The sequence below is a fragment of the Clostridium sp. CS1-1 genome, assembly GCF_056135525.1.
Window position 1 is genome coordinate 2398585 of sequence record NZ_CM148680.1, and the last position, 15283, is coordinate 2413867.

Below are 15283 nucleotides of genomic sequence, written 5' to 3' on the forward strand. Positions count from 1 at the left end.
ATACTTCTATTTTTTTAAACCGATTCCATAAATTCAACAAAGCTATCACTTTCTTTAAACTGAACCCCATCACCCAAAGCCTCAAAATGCTTATGTCCACAAGCAATTTTACTAATTTCTCTTAATCTTAATTCCTCTGCTAGTATATTACCCTTTGTTTCTACCACAAAGTAAAGCTTTTGCTCTCCATTCTTTTCAATTAAAACAGCCCAATCGGGATTATATGCTCCAAGAGGAGTATCAATTTTAAACCAGTCCGGCAGCTTTGCATATACCTTTATACTATTATTTTTCTCAAACTTTTGAGCAAACTCAGCTTCTACACCTGAATCATAAACAACATAGTCATATATGGACCTATCGCTTTTAATCATATTTTCTGATAGATATCCATAAAGTTCATTTTCTTCAAATAGTTCTTGTGCATAAAATTCATCTTCACCTATTTTTTTGTATTTAATTCCATCAACAATTAAATACTTCATCTGTCTTTTAATAATAGAAGTTACCTCTTCCATAAACTTTTGAGGGTTATTTTTAAAATCATTTAGCCTTTTAGATTTTTTTAAGATAGTAACAATATCCCTTCTAGTAAGGCTTGTTTCATTTTGTAAATAGGTTATAACATCTGGCAAAATAAACCCTGGATTTTCTACAACCATACCATATCTATCAACTTCTACTGCATCTGTTCCACCTACATTAATATCAATCTCAGCTTTTGTATATATAAGTTTAGCTTTATCTACTCTTAAATTTTTCATTATTTCTTCTGAACATTTTTCTATAAGCTCATCAGTGCTAAATTCCACAGAATACTTTGTTTTATATTTAATTTTATTCCATAATTCTTTAAATTCAGGACTTAAAAAACGTATTTTATTAAGCTCTACTTTTTCCCTATCATCTGCATTTTTTATATTAAGGCTACCAGCAATTTTCTTTAAGGTTGCAGCTACTTCTAATTGAGCTTCCTTATATTCTTCTGGAATTTCAATTTTATTTTCCTTTAAAACACGTTTTAGTGCATTTGTAACTCTCCCATTCTCATCAATATATCCTTTTTCCTCAAGGTAACTCCAAATTTCTTCCGATGCTTTCTGCTCCAGATACTTAGTTTCGCCATCTTTATTAATAGTAATATTAGCAAAGGTATGCTTTTCAACAATACCAAATTTAATACCTTCCTCTTCTTCTATTTCCTTTTGTAGAGCTTTAGCAAAATCTTCGTAGGATTCATTGGCCATTACCGTTAGCGTATTCACCTCAAAACCATAAATTCTTTCACCTTCCTGGTTAACTGCCAATCTAAGACCTCTACCAATTTCCTGTCTTTTTTTCGTTTCTGATTTCGTTTCATTTAGAGCACAAATCTGAAACACATTAGGATTGTCCCATCCTTCTTTTAATGCAGAATGTGAAAAAATAAATTTAAGTTTTGAATCAAAGCTTAAAAGTCTTTCCTTATCTTTCATAATTAAACTATATACATCTTCATCAGCCAGTGTGTTACCTTTTGTATCTAGTTCCTTACCCTTTTTATCTTGGGCAAAGTATCCATTATGTACAGCTTCCGCTTCACTTTCAATATCTACATCCCCAAACAAATTTTTATATTTAGGTTTACTAATAGCTTTTTTATATTCCTCTTCAAACCATAGTGCATATTTTCCTTTTTGCTGATTTCCATCTTTATCATAATAGCGGTAATTTGCAACCTTATCTATAAAGAACAAGCTTAATACCTTTATTCCTTCTTTTCTAAGCCTTAGTTCTTTATTTAGATGCTGTTCTATAGTTTTTTCTATTTGTGCACGCTTAATAATGTCCTCATCAATTTCTCCTATTACTTCCCCTAACTTTAAACATCCTTTAGAGGAGAACTCCATATATTCATTACCTTCTCCAGTATATATATCACTTACTATATATCCGCTATAAATTTCTCTTCCACCAGATATATCAAATAAATCATCATTTTTCTTCACTGTTTTAGACACTCTCTCAGTACTACCATTATTTAAAATATCCAGCTTAATTTTAGCGGTTATTTTTCCATTTTTATCACTAACACTTTCTAGTTTTAAATAAGCATCATTATGATGATCTTTAGATAATATACTTGCTACTTCTATTTGTTTTACTAGCTTTCTTTCATAGGCATCTACTGCATCAAGCCTAAACACAAGATTAAATTTATCCTTATGAGTGGCTGAATATCTTAGCGTGCATACTGGATTTAAAGACATTACGGCATCATTCGCTTTTTTAGTACTTACAGCACTTTGTGGTTCATCAATAATAACTATGGGATTAGTGTCTTTAATAAATTCTAAAGGCTTTAATCCATTAGTTTTTTCATGTTCATTATTTATAATATTATTATCTTTATTAAAGGATTGTATTGTCATAACCATAATTTCTATGTTATCACTTGTAGCAAAATTCCTTAAAAACTCTGGACTCTTAGATTTATATTCATAACCTCTAAATACTACATTGTTATATAATTCCTTAAAATGATCCGTCATAATATTTATAGACTTAAGAACCCCTTCCTTTATTGCTACAGAAGGCACTACAATTATAAACTTTGTAAAACCATACTTTTTATTAATTTCAAATATAGTTCTTAAATAAACGTAAGTCTTTCCTGTTCCTGTTTCCATTTCAACAGTAAAATGATAGTCATTCTTTTTTATTTTCTCTGATTGGGGTAATCCATTTTTTAATTGCATTTTCTTCACATTTTTTAATATATCATCTTCATCTAATTTTAAATCATTACATATCCCTAAATTCATATGAGCCATACCAACTTGACCTGATAAATTAGCTACTGTAAAATTCGATTTAACAAGTGGTTGCCCTTCAAAAATTTTAACAATTGACTCTACTGCTTCCTTTTGATAATCAAGTTCTGAATTAAATTTTAACTTCATAATCCCAGCCCCCAGCTATATACTCATTACGTCTTTAATATTATTTCTTTTTAATGTTAGCTCGATATTTTTCTTTGTGCAGCTATCCTTAAATCCATTATCTTTAAACACAACTCTTGTTATTTCAGGATTTAGTTCTTCTTTAAGTTTAATTATCCCTTCCGCTACTTCTAGCGTAATATCATTATCAAAGCATGCAAATAGTGCCCCAAAACCAATGCTATATACATTCTTTCCACTTATATGATGTTCTTCTATAGGATAAGTTAAATCTATACCAAATTTAAGCATTACTTCATATAATATATCTTCTTCTTTTCTATTAGGTACAAAGTTGTCTACCATATCATCAAGGGTTATCTCAATATCATTATAGTGTGGATTCCACTTCTTAATATTTGAAGAATCTAGTTTAAATACTTTAAAGCCTACATCTAGTTTTTCTATACCTTCTCTATTTTTATTTTCTTCAAGTATTTTATCCCCTGCTCTTCTAATACGTTCTTTTCCTATTTCACATATATTTTTATAACCTGCTCTATAGGCTTCTGATTTTTCATCTGTTGGTTCTGGAAACTGTACCATAATAAATTTTCTATTTGATCCATCTTTTTCATTGAGATGCATTACTGAATGAGCTGTAGTTGATGATCCAGAAAAAAAATCTAGAATAATATCATCTTTCTGTGTTGCTATTTGCATTAATCTAGTAATCAATAATGTAGGTTTAGGGTAGGGAAAAACTTTATCTGCACCCATAGTAGCTTTTAATTCATTATTTCCTAATCCGTTATCTCCTGCAAAATCTCTTTTAAACAAAGTAACTGGAACAAGACCATCCTGCACTTCACACAAGTATCTTTTTAAAGTTGGATATGAATTACCTGCTCCCCATAATATTCTATTCTCATCTATTGCTTTATTAATAGTTTCTTCACTGTATCTCCAATACTTACCTTGAGGCCTTTTTAATATTACTCCATTAGGCTTTTTAATCTCATAATTAGCATCATAAGGATTATTGGCATATATAGGATCACTTTTCCAAAGTCCTTTAGGATCGTTATCTGGATTACTATATGCATCTACATTATCACGCGGAATCAGATTCCTGCTCCATAATTGTTTGGATTTACAGTAGCATAAAATATATTCATGTGATTCCGAAAAATATTTAGCTGAATTTTTTCTTGTATGAACCTTCTCCCAAATTATATTTGCACCAAAATTGTCTTCAACAAAAACCTCATCACAAATCACCCTTAAATTATGAACTTCATTATCATCAATACTTATAAATATTACCCCGTCATCCGTTAGTAAGTTCCTAGCCAGCCTCAACCTTGGGTACATCATATTAAGCCAATTAGTATGATATCTTCCCCCTGCTTCTGAATTAGTTCCTAACTTCTTTCCTTCTTCATCAACTTGCCCTGTTATCTCTAAATAATTTTGTAAATTATCCTTGTAATCATCTGGATAGACAAAGTCATTACCAGTATTATAGGGTGGGTCAATGTATATCATTTTTATCTTTCCATGATAGTTTTTTTGAAGTAGCTTTAATACTTCTAGATTGTCCCCTTCTATATATAAATTTTCAGTGGTATTCCAATTTTTACTTTCATCCTTGCAAGACCTTAAAGTTCCTGTTGATGGCGTTTGTGATAATCTTATAGCTTTAGATTTTCCATGCCAAGTAAAACTGTATTTTTCCTCTTTATCATCTACATAATCCCCTAAAACTTCTTTCAGTTTTTCAAAATCTATTTTATCTTCACAGAAAACTTCTGGAAATAATTCTTTTACCTTCGAAATATTCTCTGATAAGATATCCATACTTTTTCCATCCATTTTTTCTACTAACTTATCCATTATGACTTCCCCCATTTATCCCCTAAGTTCATTAATTAAATTTTGTTTTTTTATCTCTAATTTCCTTATATTTATATTCATTTCAACTTTTCTATTGAAATGAACTTCTCTTTTAATCTTATTTTTTAAATCCAATATCTGCTTTTCTAATTCCTCAATTTTATTGGATATTTTATTTACTTCATCTGCATCTTTATGCATAAGGCTTTCATAATCATCTTGATATTTTGATGCGTTAAATATGTTTATTCTATCTACAAAGTCTAGATAGAATTTATAAAAATTATCAAAAGAAAATCCTTTGATATCTAAAATATTTAAGAATTGTGTTTCTCTTTCAGATAAATTCAAAAAATCTACCCAGTTAGTAAAAATAAATTCTCCCACTGTATTTTTACTTTCATCTGCTTTATTTATCTTTTTAAGTGCTGTATTTAAAAGGATTTTATTTTTATAGGTAAATACTAATATTACTGGATAAGGTATAGTTCTTTGAATTATTTCAGCTATCCTTTTAAATTTAAGTTCACTATTAAGTTCTACTTGTACAAAAGCTATTTCTTCATATTCATTTTCATTATCTTTATAGCTTTGGATATTAATAGTGTCCTCTTTTAAAGAATAGAGCCAAGTTATTTTATTTATGTGGCTGGCAAACATATCCTTATCCTGTTTATTCATAGAACTATTTTCATAAAATAACTTTTTAAATATAGTTTTATTTACCTCACAACTATCAGGTATATTTAGTTTTTCTAAAAATTTATCTATCACTATAACCACCTACTTTATTATGAGGAAGGAGATTAATTCAAAATCTTCTATACCACTAAATAAACTCTTCTGAAAAGTAGTTCCCCCTTTACTAAACAAAGAAGCAACTCCTTTTTCTTCCTTTTTACCAATAATATTATTGACAGCAGCCTCTAAAAGCTCTGTATATTTACTCATGTTTTTGCCGTCGTTAGTTTCTTCATCGAAAACCTTAATCAACTCATTCATTGGTCGGTCTTTACCTAAGCAAAGTTTTTTATGAAAGTCCAATACTTTCTTAGTATGAATGTAACTGAATTTAACAGAACCATCCTCATATACATAAACGATATAGTATGGATATAATGGATTATTCTCTTCTGATTTTGCAAATTTATTTATTTGCTTTAAGGTAAATATAACTCCTGGTTTTATATATTCCTTTAAAGAATTTTCATCTATTTTTGATACGGCATACATTCCCATAGGAGCAGTATCTAGTCTTTCTCTATTATTTTTCATGTATTCCATAAGATCCATCTTAAAATCATTCATAGTTAAATCTGTAATTGAAATTCCACCGGATAGTTCTTCTATATCAATAACTTCCTCTTGAAGCTGTTTTAGCTGTTTTTTTCTATACTCCAAGTCATTCATGGTTTTCTTCTCATCTACCAGTATTACATTTTCTTCTCCTGTAGCGGATACATCTAAAAGTACCATCCTACCAGTAACTCTAGCTTGAAGATTTATATATTCATCAAGTTCCATATTGGGCCAAAAATTCACAAGTTGAATAACATTGTTCTGTGAACCCAAACGGTCTATACGTCCAAACCTCTGTATTATACGAACTGGATTCCAGTGTATATCGTAATTAATTAAATAATCACAATCCTGTAGATTCTGGCCTTCAGATATACAATCAGTAGCTATCAAAATATCTATTTCCTCTTTTATATTAGGATAAGCATTATCCCTTTCTTTTGATTTTGGTGAAAAGTTTGTAAGTACTTCATTAAGATCTTTCGCTGCAATATTTTTCATTGTAGTCTTATTTGAACCTGAACCAGTAACAATTGCAGCATGTATATTAAATTTATTCTTTACCCAGGTTGCAATATTTTCATATAAATAGTTTGCTGTATCTGCAAAGGCTGTAAATACAATAATTTTTTTATTTCCATTATTTATTGGGTGAGAAATTTTATCTACAATTAAGTATTTTAATTTATTTAACTTTGCATCACGATTATTAGTTACTTTAGCTGACTCAATAAGTAATAGTTCAAGCTTTTCTTTATCTTCTTCCAAGTGCTGCTGCCATTTAATTAAATCCATATCTTGAAGAAGTACCTTTACCTTATTGCCGATTAATAAATCTTCTATTTGTTCATCTTCAAAATCCATATCTGCAATAGATAACTCTGGATCATAATTCAATCCTTTCTTTTCTATCTTATCTAGAAGCTTATCTATTTCTTTTAAAAGCTTTGAAACAGTCATACCAAAAGAATATATAGAACTTTCCATCCTCTTTAAGATATTAACTCTCATTAAGTTAACTAAACTTTGTTCACGGTCTACTTGCTTAAATACATTACCATTTTCAACTTGTATATCATATTTCTTGCTATATTCTTCTCTTTTCTCTGATAAGACATATTTCAAAGGAGAATATGCTGATAGGTTAAGATTTTTAATCATCTTATTGACCTTCTCTAAAGGAGGAAATTCTCTATTTATATCAATATCTTCATAAATATTTATAGGCTTTTTTCTCTCCGGAAACTTACCTATCTCCTCAACATTGTAGTATTTTTCAATATGTTTCCTAGACCTAGCAATAGTAACTGTATCCAAAAGTTTGAAATAATCTAAATTCATCATTTCTATAAAGGTATCTACAGTTCTTTCATCATCAGGTAGGTCACACCACTTATTAAATACAAGCTGTGCTTTTCTTAAGGTATGCTCTATACTTATAATTCCCTCTGTCTCAAAAGCTTTATCATTACCTTCTGTAATGAAAGCTATTTGATTTTTCAAATCATTCATTCTGTTGTTTACTGGAGTAGCAGAAAGCATAAGTACTTTTGTTTCTACTCCTGGCTTTATTACTTCATTAAGCAATCTAGAATATCTTGTTACCTTATCTTTTCGGGGGTTGTTGTTTCTAAAATTGTGAGATTCGTCGATTACAATTAAATCGTAATTACTCCAGTTTATTGTAGCTAGATTAATATCCTCAGATTTTCCAGAATATCTACTAAGATCCGTGTGATTTAAGACATCATAGTTTAATCTATCCTCTAGAAAAATATTTCTTTTATCATTTTTAGTATAGATAGTCCAATTTTCACGAAGCTTTTTTGGTGCCAATACCAACACTCTATCATTTCTTAATTCATAATATTTTATGATGGCTAAGGCAGAAAATGTCTTTCCAAGACCTACAGAATCAGCAATAATACATCCTTTATATTTGTCTAATTTATGTATGGCACCCATAACCCCATCCTTTTGGAATTTGTATAGCTTCTTCCAAATGTTAGATTCCTTAATGCCGGTTTTGGTTTTAACCATATTATCTTCAATAAGCTCATCGAGATAATCTTTAAATATATTATAAAGTGTGACGAAATATATAAACTCTGGAGTATTTTCTTTATAAATAACTTGCATTTGCTTTAGCACTTCATCTTTTACATCTTCTACTATAGAGCGGTTGTCCCATATATCATTAAACATTTGAAGAAATTGCTGGGTAGCTTCTCTTCCATATATACAGGTATTCATATCCATCCTGCTCGAAGTAGAAAATCCAAGACCATCTGTAGTAAAATCTACTGTACCATTTATAGAAACATCTTGTTCCTTGCTCTCAATATAAACAAGTCTTTGCTGAGCTGGGTTAGGTATTTTTAAAGACTTTATTTTAACTTTACCTTTTAACCACTCTGCACATTCTTTTGCTATGCTGGCTTGATTTAGTTCATTTCTAAGCTTAATTTCAAATTCATTTCCTGCAAGTTTCTTTTCAGTATTTTTCTCTATATAATACTCTCTAGTTAACTCTTTTTGTTTTTTTATAAATGTAGGCTCAGTAAAAATAAATCTCATTTCATCTATCTTGCTAAGCTCCTTGCGTAGCTCTTTATAGGCATAAATAGTAAAATAAGCTGAAATAACAGATAGCCTTGAACCTTTTTTTATATTTTCTCTCAACTCATCTCCGACTTTACCGTGCTTTTTGTTATCTAACATCTTGAATTCCATAATTAAACCATCCCCATATATTTTAGTAAATAAACTCTCTCTAAATTTACGTTACATATAACACTTGTTTACCATATATTTTACATTATTCCCAGCTATGTTATAATATTCCATACTGAAACATATAAGTATTTATATTCATTAACATCAATAGTTTGACTCCTATTGCTTAATTTGGTACGAAATTTATAATTTTATACTCAAGTGTTAAAAGTTATGTATATGAAAAAAGAAGCTATAGACTAGCTTTAACTCTTCGTTACCTCAGAATAAAAGCTAATCCATAGGCATTAAATATAATGGGATGCTCCGCCCCAAACCCAGGAAGCCCATCTCTGTGGTCTTTATAATAGTCTCCCGTTGGTCGAAAGGAAGCCTTGGACAAGCCATTCTTTTTCTCTCCACTCGCTGCAGCTCTGCAAGCTCTAAGGATTCCTTTAGGGTCAGGAGCTGCACTCCTTACTTTCAAAACAATAGCTAGTTCAAAGCGAACCTAATAAAACATCCTCACATAAAATTAGTCATATAAGCCTTTGATATAGAAAAGCCGACATAGATAGAAGAGGTTTTTACTCCGTAGCACTACCACAGCGGAAACCTCTTCTATTTATGTTGGAACTCTTATTACCATACCATACAGTCACTATCAGTAATCCTCTCAACATTGTCTAATATATTTCTATCATATATTTTAAAATATTATAATCTATAACTATATAAATCCTATAATTAGTTACTATTCTTATTGACCTCTGCTTATAAGGCACCTTTCTCTCAAGCTCCAAGTCCAGCACTTTTTTAGTCCTCGTAGGCTTGTGGTAATTGCGCATCAAATTATAAAAAGCAGCAAGCCTACTGCGGATAAAGTGCTTCCGCAGTAAACTTATAAAAAGTGCCTGTTTGAGGGTTGCTCCGGGCATTCCTCTAGGGTCCTTCCACGCATAAACCATATACCAAGTTCAAAACTTTTAGTAAACGCCCCCCACCTTTGTCAAGGCAAGCACAAGGCCGGCTTACTTTAGAGTCACATACAACTCCCCACTACACAAGTAAATATTAATGCATATATATTAGTTAGAAAATACTCTTCTCCAAAGTCTACTTAACATTTTCATCTATAGTTATGCATAAGACTGAATTACCGATTAGTAAGAAACTACTTGCTTCTAGCTCACTCTTAGTATTCTTATAGGTATCTAATTAAAAATATAATGTAATCTCTGAAAAGTGTAGGATTGATTTTTCTATAGTATTATAATAAAAATATCAAGATATAAAGCAATCCTATTACTTTCATATAATTCAAAGTAACGGAGGTAATATAATGAGTTTCAAGAAAAAAACTACCAAGAATATAGCAGCTTCAACTATAGTAGCGCTTCTATTATTTGGTGTTGGATGTTCAAGTGAAAATGCTAATAACGGTGTAATCAAACAAAACACCACTTCATCTGAAACACCAAAGAATACAATTAATAGTAATGAAGATGCTAAAAACAAATCATCCCAGGAAGGAAAATCAAATGCTTTAGCAAAACTTAATTTAAAGGAAGTTACAGTATCTAGAGTAGTAGATGGAGATACTGTAGAGCTTTCAGACGGAAGCAAAGTAAGATTGATAGGGGTAAATACACCAGAATCAACTACAAGAACAGAACCTTATGGAAAAGAGGCAAGTAACTATACTAAAAGTCAGCTAACAGGTAAAACAGTATATCTTGAAAAAGATGTTTCTGAAACTGATAAATATGGAAGGCTACTTAGATATGTATGGCTAAGCATACCTAATGAAATAAACGACTCTGAAATAAGGTCAAAGATGTATAATGCTATATTAGTTCAAAATGGTTATGCTGAAGTATCCACATATCCACCAGATGTTAAATATCAAGAATACTTTACTAAATATAACTCAGAAGCTAGAAATGCAAATAAAGGACTATGGGCTATAAATCATAATGGAACTACAAAAGGAGATACCTCTGCGAGTAGTAGTCAATCGGGAAATTCATCATCCAGTAGTACAACATCAGGTTCAAGTAGTTCTACTTCAAGCGGCTCTTCTTCCTCTTCAACAGGACACAGATTGATAAAAGGTAATATCAGTTCTAGTGGTGAAAAAATCTATCATGTTCCCGGAGGACAGTTTTATGACAAGACAGTTCCTGAACAGTGGTTTAATACTGAGGAAGAGGCACAAGCTGCTGGATATAGAAAATCTAAAAAGTAATTTTAGTTAACCCCGGATTTCTCCGGGGTTTTGTATATGTGAAAGTTATTTTTATGTGGGATATTCAAATTATAGACAAGTTATTTGTACCTTATATATGTTAATTTACTAATATTCAATATTATAGATTTATGATTAGTAGACTATATAAGAATTATACTAAATAAACTAAAAGTTAATATCTGCAACAGAATATAATGCTGCTTTACCACTTAGTTTTACTCTTTCTCCTTGGTACTCACAATATAATGTGCCGCCTCTTGGAGAGGCCTGATAAGCAACTAAATTATTCTTTTCTAACCTGTTAGCCCAAAAGGGAATAATATGACAGTGTCCTGAACCACATACTGGGTCTTCTGGTACGTTACATTTTGGTGCAAAGGACCTGGATGCGCAATCAAATTCTTTTCCTCTAGCTGTAACATGTAGAAGTAACCCATCAAGTGCATTTATTTTCTCTAGATTTGGATTTAACATTCTAACTTCTTCTTCGGATTCAAGAACGCAGAGTAAATCCCTCCCCATATATGCTTCTAATGGTCTTATTCCAATGGCTTCTACCATTGCCTCTGTCACATCTACTTTTTTCAACTTATAAGACGGAAAATCCATTTCAATAAGTTCTCCTTTTTTTACAACTACTAATAAGCCACTGAGTGTTTGGAAGCGAACCTCTGTTATTTCAGGTTCAACAAACTTAGTTATAACATACGCAGTTGCAAGTGTGGCATGCCCACATAAGTCAATCTCACCACCAGGAGTAAACCATCTTAATTTATAATCTGCTCCTTCTTTCACCGCAAAAGCTGTTTCTGAAAGATTATTTTCTCTTGTTATCTTCATCATAATCTCATCAGAAAGCCACTTATCCATAACACATACTGCCGCAGGATTCCCTCCAAATACCTTGTCTGTAAAAGCATCAACTACATATTGTCTCATTTTAATCTCCTCCTTTATTTTTGTAAATAAATAACTACTTACGTTCACCTAAACTCTTAGAAATATATATTTCATGTTCTATATAACGTGAACTTGTAAATACAATGCTTGGGTTTAATGTCCACACAGAAACTCCATCGTTTTTGGGTGTAACTTGTCCTGTAAGAACTTCTTTTCTATCTGCAACTAGAGTTAGCCATCTTTCTCCTACTTGCTTCATAAGAGTTTCCTCTCCTCCATGATAATGTATGTCATCTATTCCCTCTATTTTGTTCTTTCCATAAATCATTACACTCGTGGAAACACCTCTATTAATAGCCTTAATAAGGTTATTATAAAGTACTAATGCTTCCTCATCCCAAAGTGAAACCATTATATTTTCTTTAGCCTCATTAATTATTTGACTAGCCTTTTGTATAATTAAATCATATCCTTTAATATTCCAAGCATAATCTATATTTTGTTGTGTGCTTAAGGACGGCAAACTTTCTCGTAATGTATTTATGGATTTTTCAAATTTATTCTCTGCATTTTTTAATAATTCCTCTGGAGGTAATGGAACATATTTAGCTGGCTCACCAGCAATAGTAAGTATTGCTCCAGAGTTATTTAACCGTAAAATATTCTCATAAACTTTAGCTTGTGGTACTCCTGAAAGTTTACTAATCTCGTAACCTGTAGCTGGATTTTGTTGCAGCAAAGCTATATATATTTTTGCTTCATAAATTGTAAAACCTATTTTCTGCATTTCTTTTAGTAATTCATCCATTAAATATTATCTCCTTTAAAGATTTATACTCAACATAGTAACTACTACGGTAGTTACTATGTTGAGTATAAAATAAATTTACGCATTTGTAAACATAAAATATTTTAAATCAATATAATAATTAGCTAATTTATTAATTGGCTAATTATTATGATTATGACGCATAAATATACAACTCCGTACTAACTTAATAAATTTATCATACATTTATTAGAACATAAATAGAAAGCCTGTGTCAGAAGTCAACACAGACTGCTAGTATATTGATTGTAGAAATATTTATGCTTATATTTGCTATATCAACTACCCATTATTGGACTAATGGGTAGTTGTACTATTCCCTTCTAATCATGAATTAACACTTAAATAATACAGTATTCCAGTATATTATTCAGTTTTTACAGTTAAGTTATCAAATATGAATATTGTTTAAATATCATAGATCTATGATTAATGAATATAATTTTACTATTACTCAAATACCCTAGACTTACAATTAATGAAACATTTTACTCCATATGCGTTATCACCATTTCCGACATGATGAATTTCATATTGAAAGGAGGTTCCCTATTGAAAGCCAAAATATTAACTTGCTGAATTTTCTTTAACCCATTGTAAAGCCTTCTTTAAATTTCTCCTATTACATTTTACTGTTATCAAATGTTCATATCCTGGAGGATATTCAGATTCAACTCCAAAAACTGTCTCAGCTAAACAATTGTCATTTTCATATACATTTATAGTTAAATCTCTTATAGCTTTACTATTTCTAAACTGTGTGAAACAAACTAATATGTAATACTTACCATAATATACATACATCGCTCCAAACATCCACCTATTTATATCATCTAATGGAGACTTTTCACCATATCGGATCTTTGTATCACTAAGAATAGAATATACAATCTCTTCTATTTCCTTAAAATTCACTAAATCACCTCTTAGTCAAACATATTCTTCACTTACTTACAAAATCCCTCTATAATCATTAACTTTATAAAAGAAACTTACAGCCATCTTAATTATTAAGAAGTTTATTATATTTTAAAACTTTATACAAAATATTGAATAACTTATCACGTTTTCCAGAACCTGCTTTTCCAACAGTTTTTCTATTTTTACTTATTAGAATATTATTTTGATATCTATTTTTAAATTTTCCTCATTAGATTAACCCAGCAGGGGTGGACTTGCCTTGTAACGCCGACTATAAGGACAAGTCTTTTTATTGCTTGTACTTGAAGTTAGGTGTTAGAAGCACGTCCACCCCTGCGGTATGCGTGAACTGAAACTACCAATTCCATAAAAACCTACTGCGTTATTAGACCCCAAAGGAATGCCCAAGTAAAGACCCTAGAGCCCTCCCCTGAACGCTTGTCTATTTTGCTAAACAACCGATTTGACGAAGGTACAAGCTGCTGACCCTAAAGAATTTCCCCATAGGCCTGCTGTAGCTTGTTCTTTCGTTAAATCCTCCTTGTTTAGCGAAGTAGACAAGCGAAAGACCCTAAGGGAATACCCTAAAAGGACCCCAGAGGACTACAACAAAAGGGTGGACCTGTCTTGCTGTAAAACCTTATATGGACACGTCTTTTTAATGCCTGTCCATATAAGGTTTTACAGGAAGCAAGTCCACCCTCACGCACTCTGCCGGGCGCCCAAATAAAGTACTAGCTAAGGTCGTGAAGTTCTTAGTTTGTAGAAGGCTCGGAATTAAGGGAGAGACTTATGCAAGCTTAGAACTACTAGACAGGAGCTTGTTCTTTTTTGGGTGGCAGTTAAAGTTCCTAAGTATATAAAATCTGTATTAATTGAATCTTCACTATATATGGTAATACCATATACGATACTACGCTCACCTTACGACCAAATACTATAACTAACAAAAGTATCTTTAACTTTATAAATATATTAGTGGAGGTATATATATAACTTACACTGTATTACTTAATTACAAAAGCCCAGTTAAAATATGTACTAATTAAACTATATATCCATTACACTATCACTATTAAAACGAAAAACTCAATATCCCAGTTTTCTTTCTACTTTGAACAAGCTTATTTTTGCTCTCTATAGGAATACCTAAGATAAAAGCAAATATAAGCTTGTTTAAAGTTTCCTATTTGGTACTATAGGTCAAATGGCTCCCCTTAAAAGCCTTCTAGGAAATTGAATGCCCAATAAGTTACGTTTAATTTCTATAACTTAATAGAGCCTTTTGACCTATTACGCTGTGCGGATTATTAGCTTTGAACAAGCTATTGTTTTGAACGTAAGGAGTACAGCTTCTGGACCCTAAAGGAATCCCTAAAGCTTGCAGAGCTGCAGCGAGTGGAGAGAAAAATAACAGCTTGTTCAAAGCTTCCTTTCGACCAAAGGGAGACTATTATAAAGACTTCGAAGCTATGCTTCCTGGGTTTGGGGCGGAGCAGCCCATTATATTTAGTGCCTATAGAATAGCTTTTATTCTGAGGTAACGAAGAG

The 15283-nt window shown here is 31.2% G+C and carries 9 protein-coding genes; 1 reads left to right on the forward strand and 8 read right to left on the reverse strand.

Translation table 11 applies throughout. The features are described 5' to 3' along the window. Nucleotides 1–14: 14 nt before the first annotated feature. The 5 genes from AC0N0V_RS11305 to AC0N0V_RS11325 form a co-directional block, all read right to left on the reverse strand. Nucleotides 15–2942: a type III restriction-modification system endonuclease gene (locus AC0N0V_RS11305; protein WP_474464211.1), complete on the reverse strand. Its 2928-nt coding sequence runs from the start codon at nucleotides 2940–2942 to the stop codon at nucleotides 15–17. A 15-nt stretch (nucleotides 2943–2957) separates the two neighbouring features. Continuing rightward, entirely contained in the window at nucleotides 2958–4817 is a 1860-nt protein-coding gene (locus tag AC0N0V_RS11310) for a site-specific DNA-methyltransferase (RefSeq protein ID WP_474464213.1), read from the reverse strand. Nucleotides 4818–4832: 15 nt separating this feature from the next. Beyond that, a complete protein-coding gene (locus AC0N0V_RS11315) occupies nucleotides 4833–5591 on the reverse strand; it encodes a DUF4391 domain-containing protein (RefSeq protein WP_474464215.1) in 759 nt (252 codons plus the stop codon). Between the two features lie 9 nt (nucleotides 5592–5600). Beyond that, nucleotides 5601–8849 carry a helicase-related protein gene (locus AC0N0V_RS11320; protein ID WP_474464217.1) on the reverse strand — a complete coding sequence of 1083 codons (3249 nt, stop codon included), beginning with the start codon at nucleotides 8847–8849 and terminating at the stop codon, nucleotides 5601–5603. A gap of 259 nt (nucleotides 8850–9108) precedes the next feature. After that, nucleotides 9109–9318, reverse strand: a complete 210-nt coding sequence (locus AC0N0V_RS11325) for a hypothetical protein (RefSeq protein WP_474464218.1) — start codon at nucleotides 9316–9318, stop codon at nucleotides 9109–9111. A gap of 855 nt (nucleotides 9319–10173) precedes the next feature. On the opposite strand from AC0N0V_RS11325, the gene AC0N0V_RS11330 reads away from it, so the two are divergent. Beyond that, nucleotides 10174–11079 carry a thermonuclease family protein gene (locus tag AC0N0V_RS11330; protein WP_474464219.1) on the forward strand — a complete coding sequence of 302 codons (906 nt, stop codon included), beginning with the start codon at nucleotides 10174–10176 and terminating at the stop codon, nucleotides 11077–11079. Between the two features lie 168 nt (nucleotides 11080–11247). On the opposite strand, the gene AC0N0V_RS11335 is transcribed toward AC0N0V_RS11330, so the two are convergent. The 3 genes from AC0N0V_RS11335 to AC0N0V_RS11345 form a co-directional block, all read right to left on the reverse strand. Next, nucleotides 11248–12021, reverse strand: coding sequence for a PhzF family phenazine biosynthesis protein (locus tag AC0N0V_RS11335; RefSeq protein ID WP_474464221.1), 774 nt, complete (start codon nucleotides 12019–12021; stop codon nucleotides 11248–11250). Nucleotides 12022–12055: 34 nt separating this feature from the next. Further along, nucleotides 12056–12790: a TrmB family transcriptional regulator gene (locus AC0N0V_RS11340; RefSeq protein WP_474464222.1), complete on the reverse strand. Its 735-nt coding sequence runs from the start codon at nucleotides 12788–12790 to the stop codon at nucleotides 12056–12058. A 588-nt stretch (nucleotides 12791–13378) separates the two neighbouring features. Then, nucleotides 13379–13726 (reverse strand): hypothetical protein, encoded by a 348-nt coding sequence (locus AC0N0V_RS11345; protein WP_474464223.1) that lies wholly within the window; start codon nucleotides 13724–13726, stop codon nucleotides 13379–13381. Nucleotides 13727–15283: the final 1557 nt, after the last annotated feature.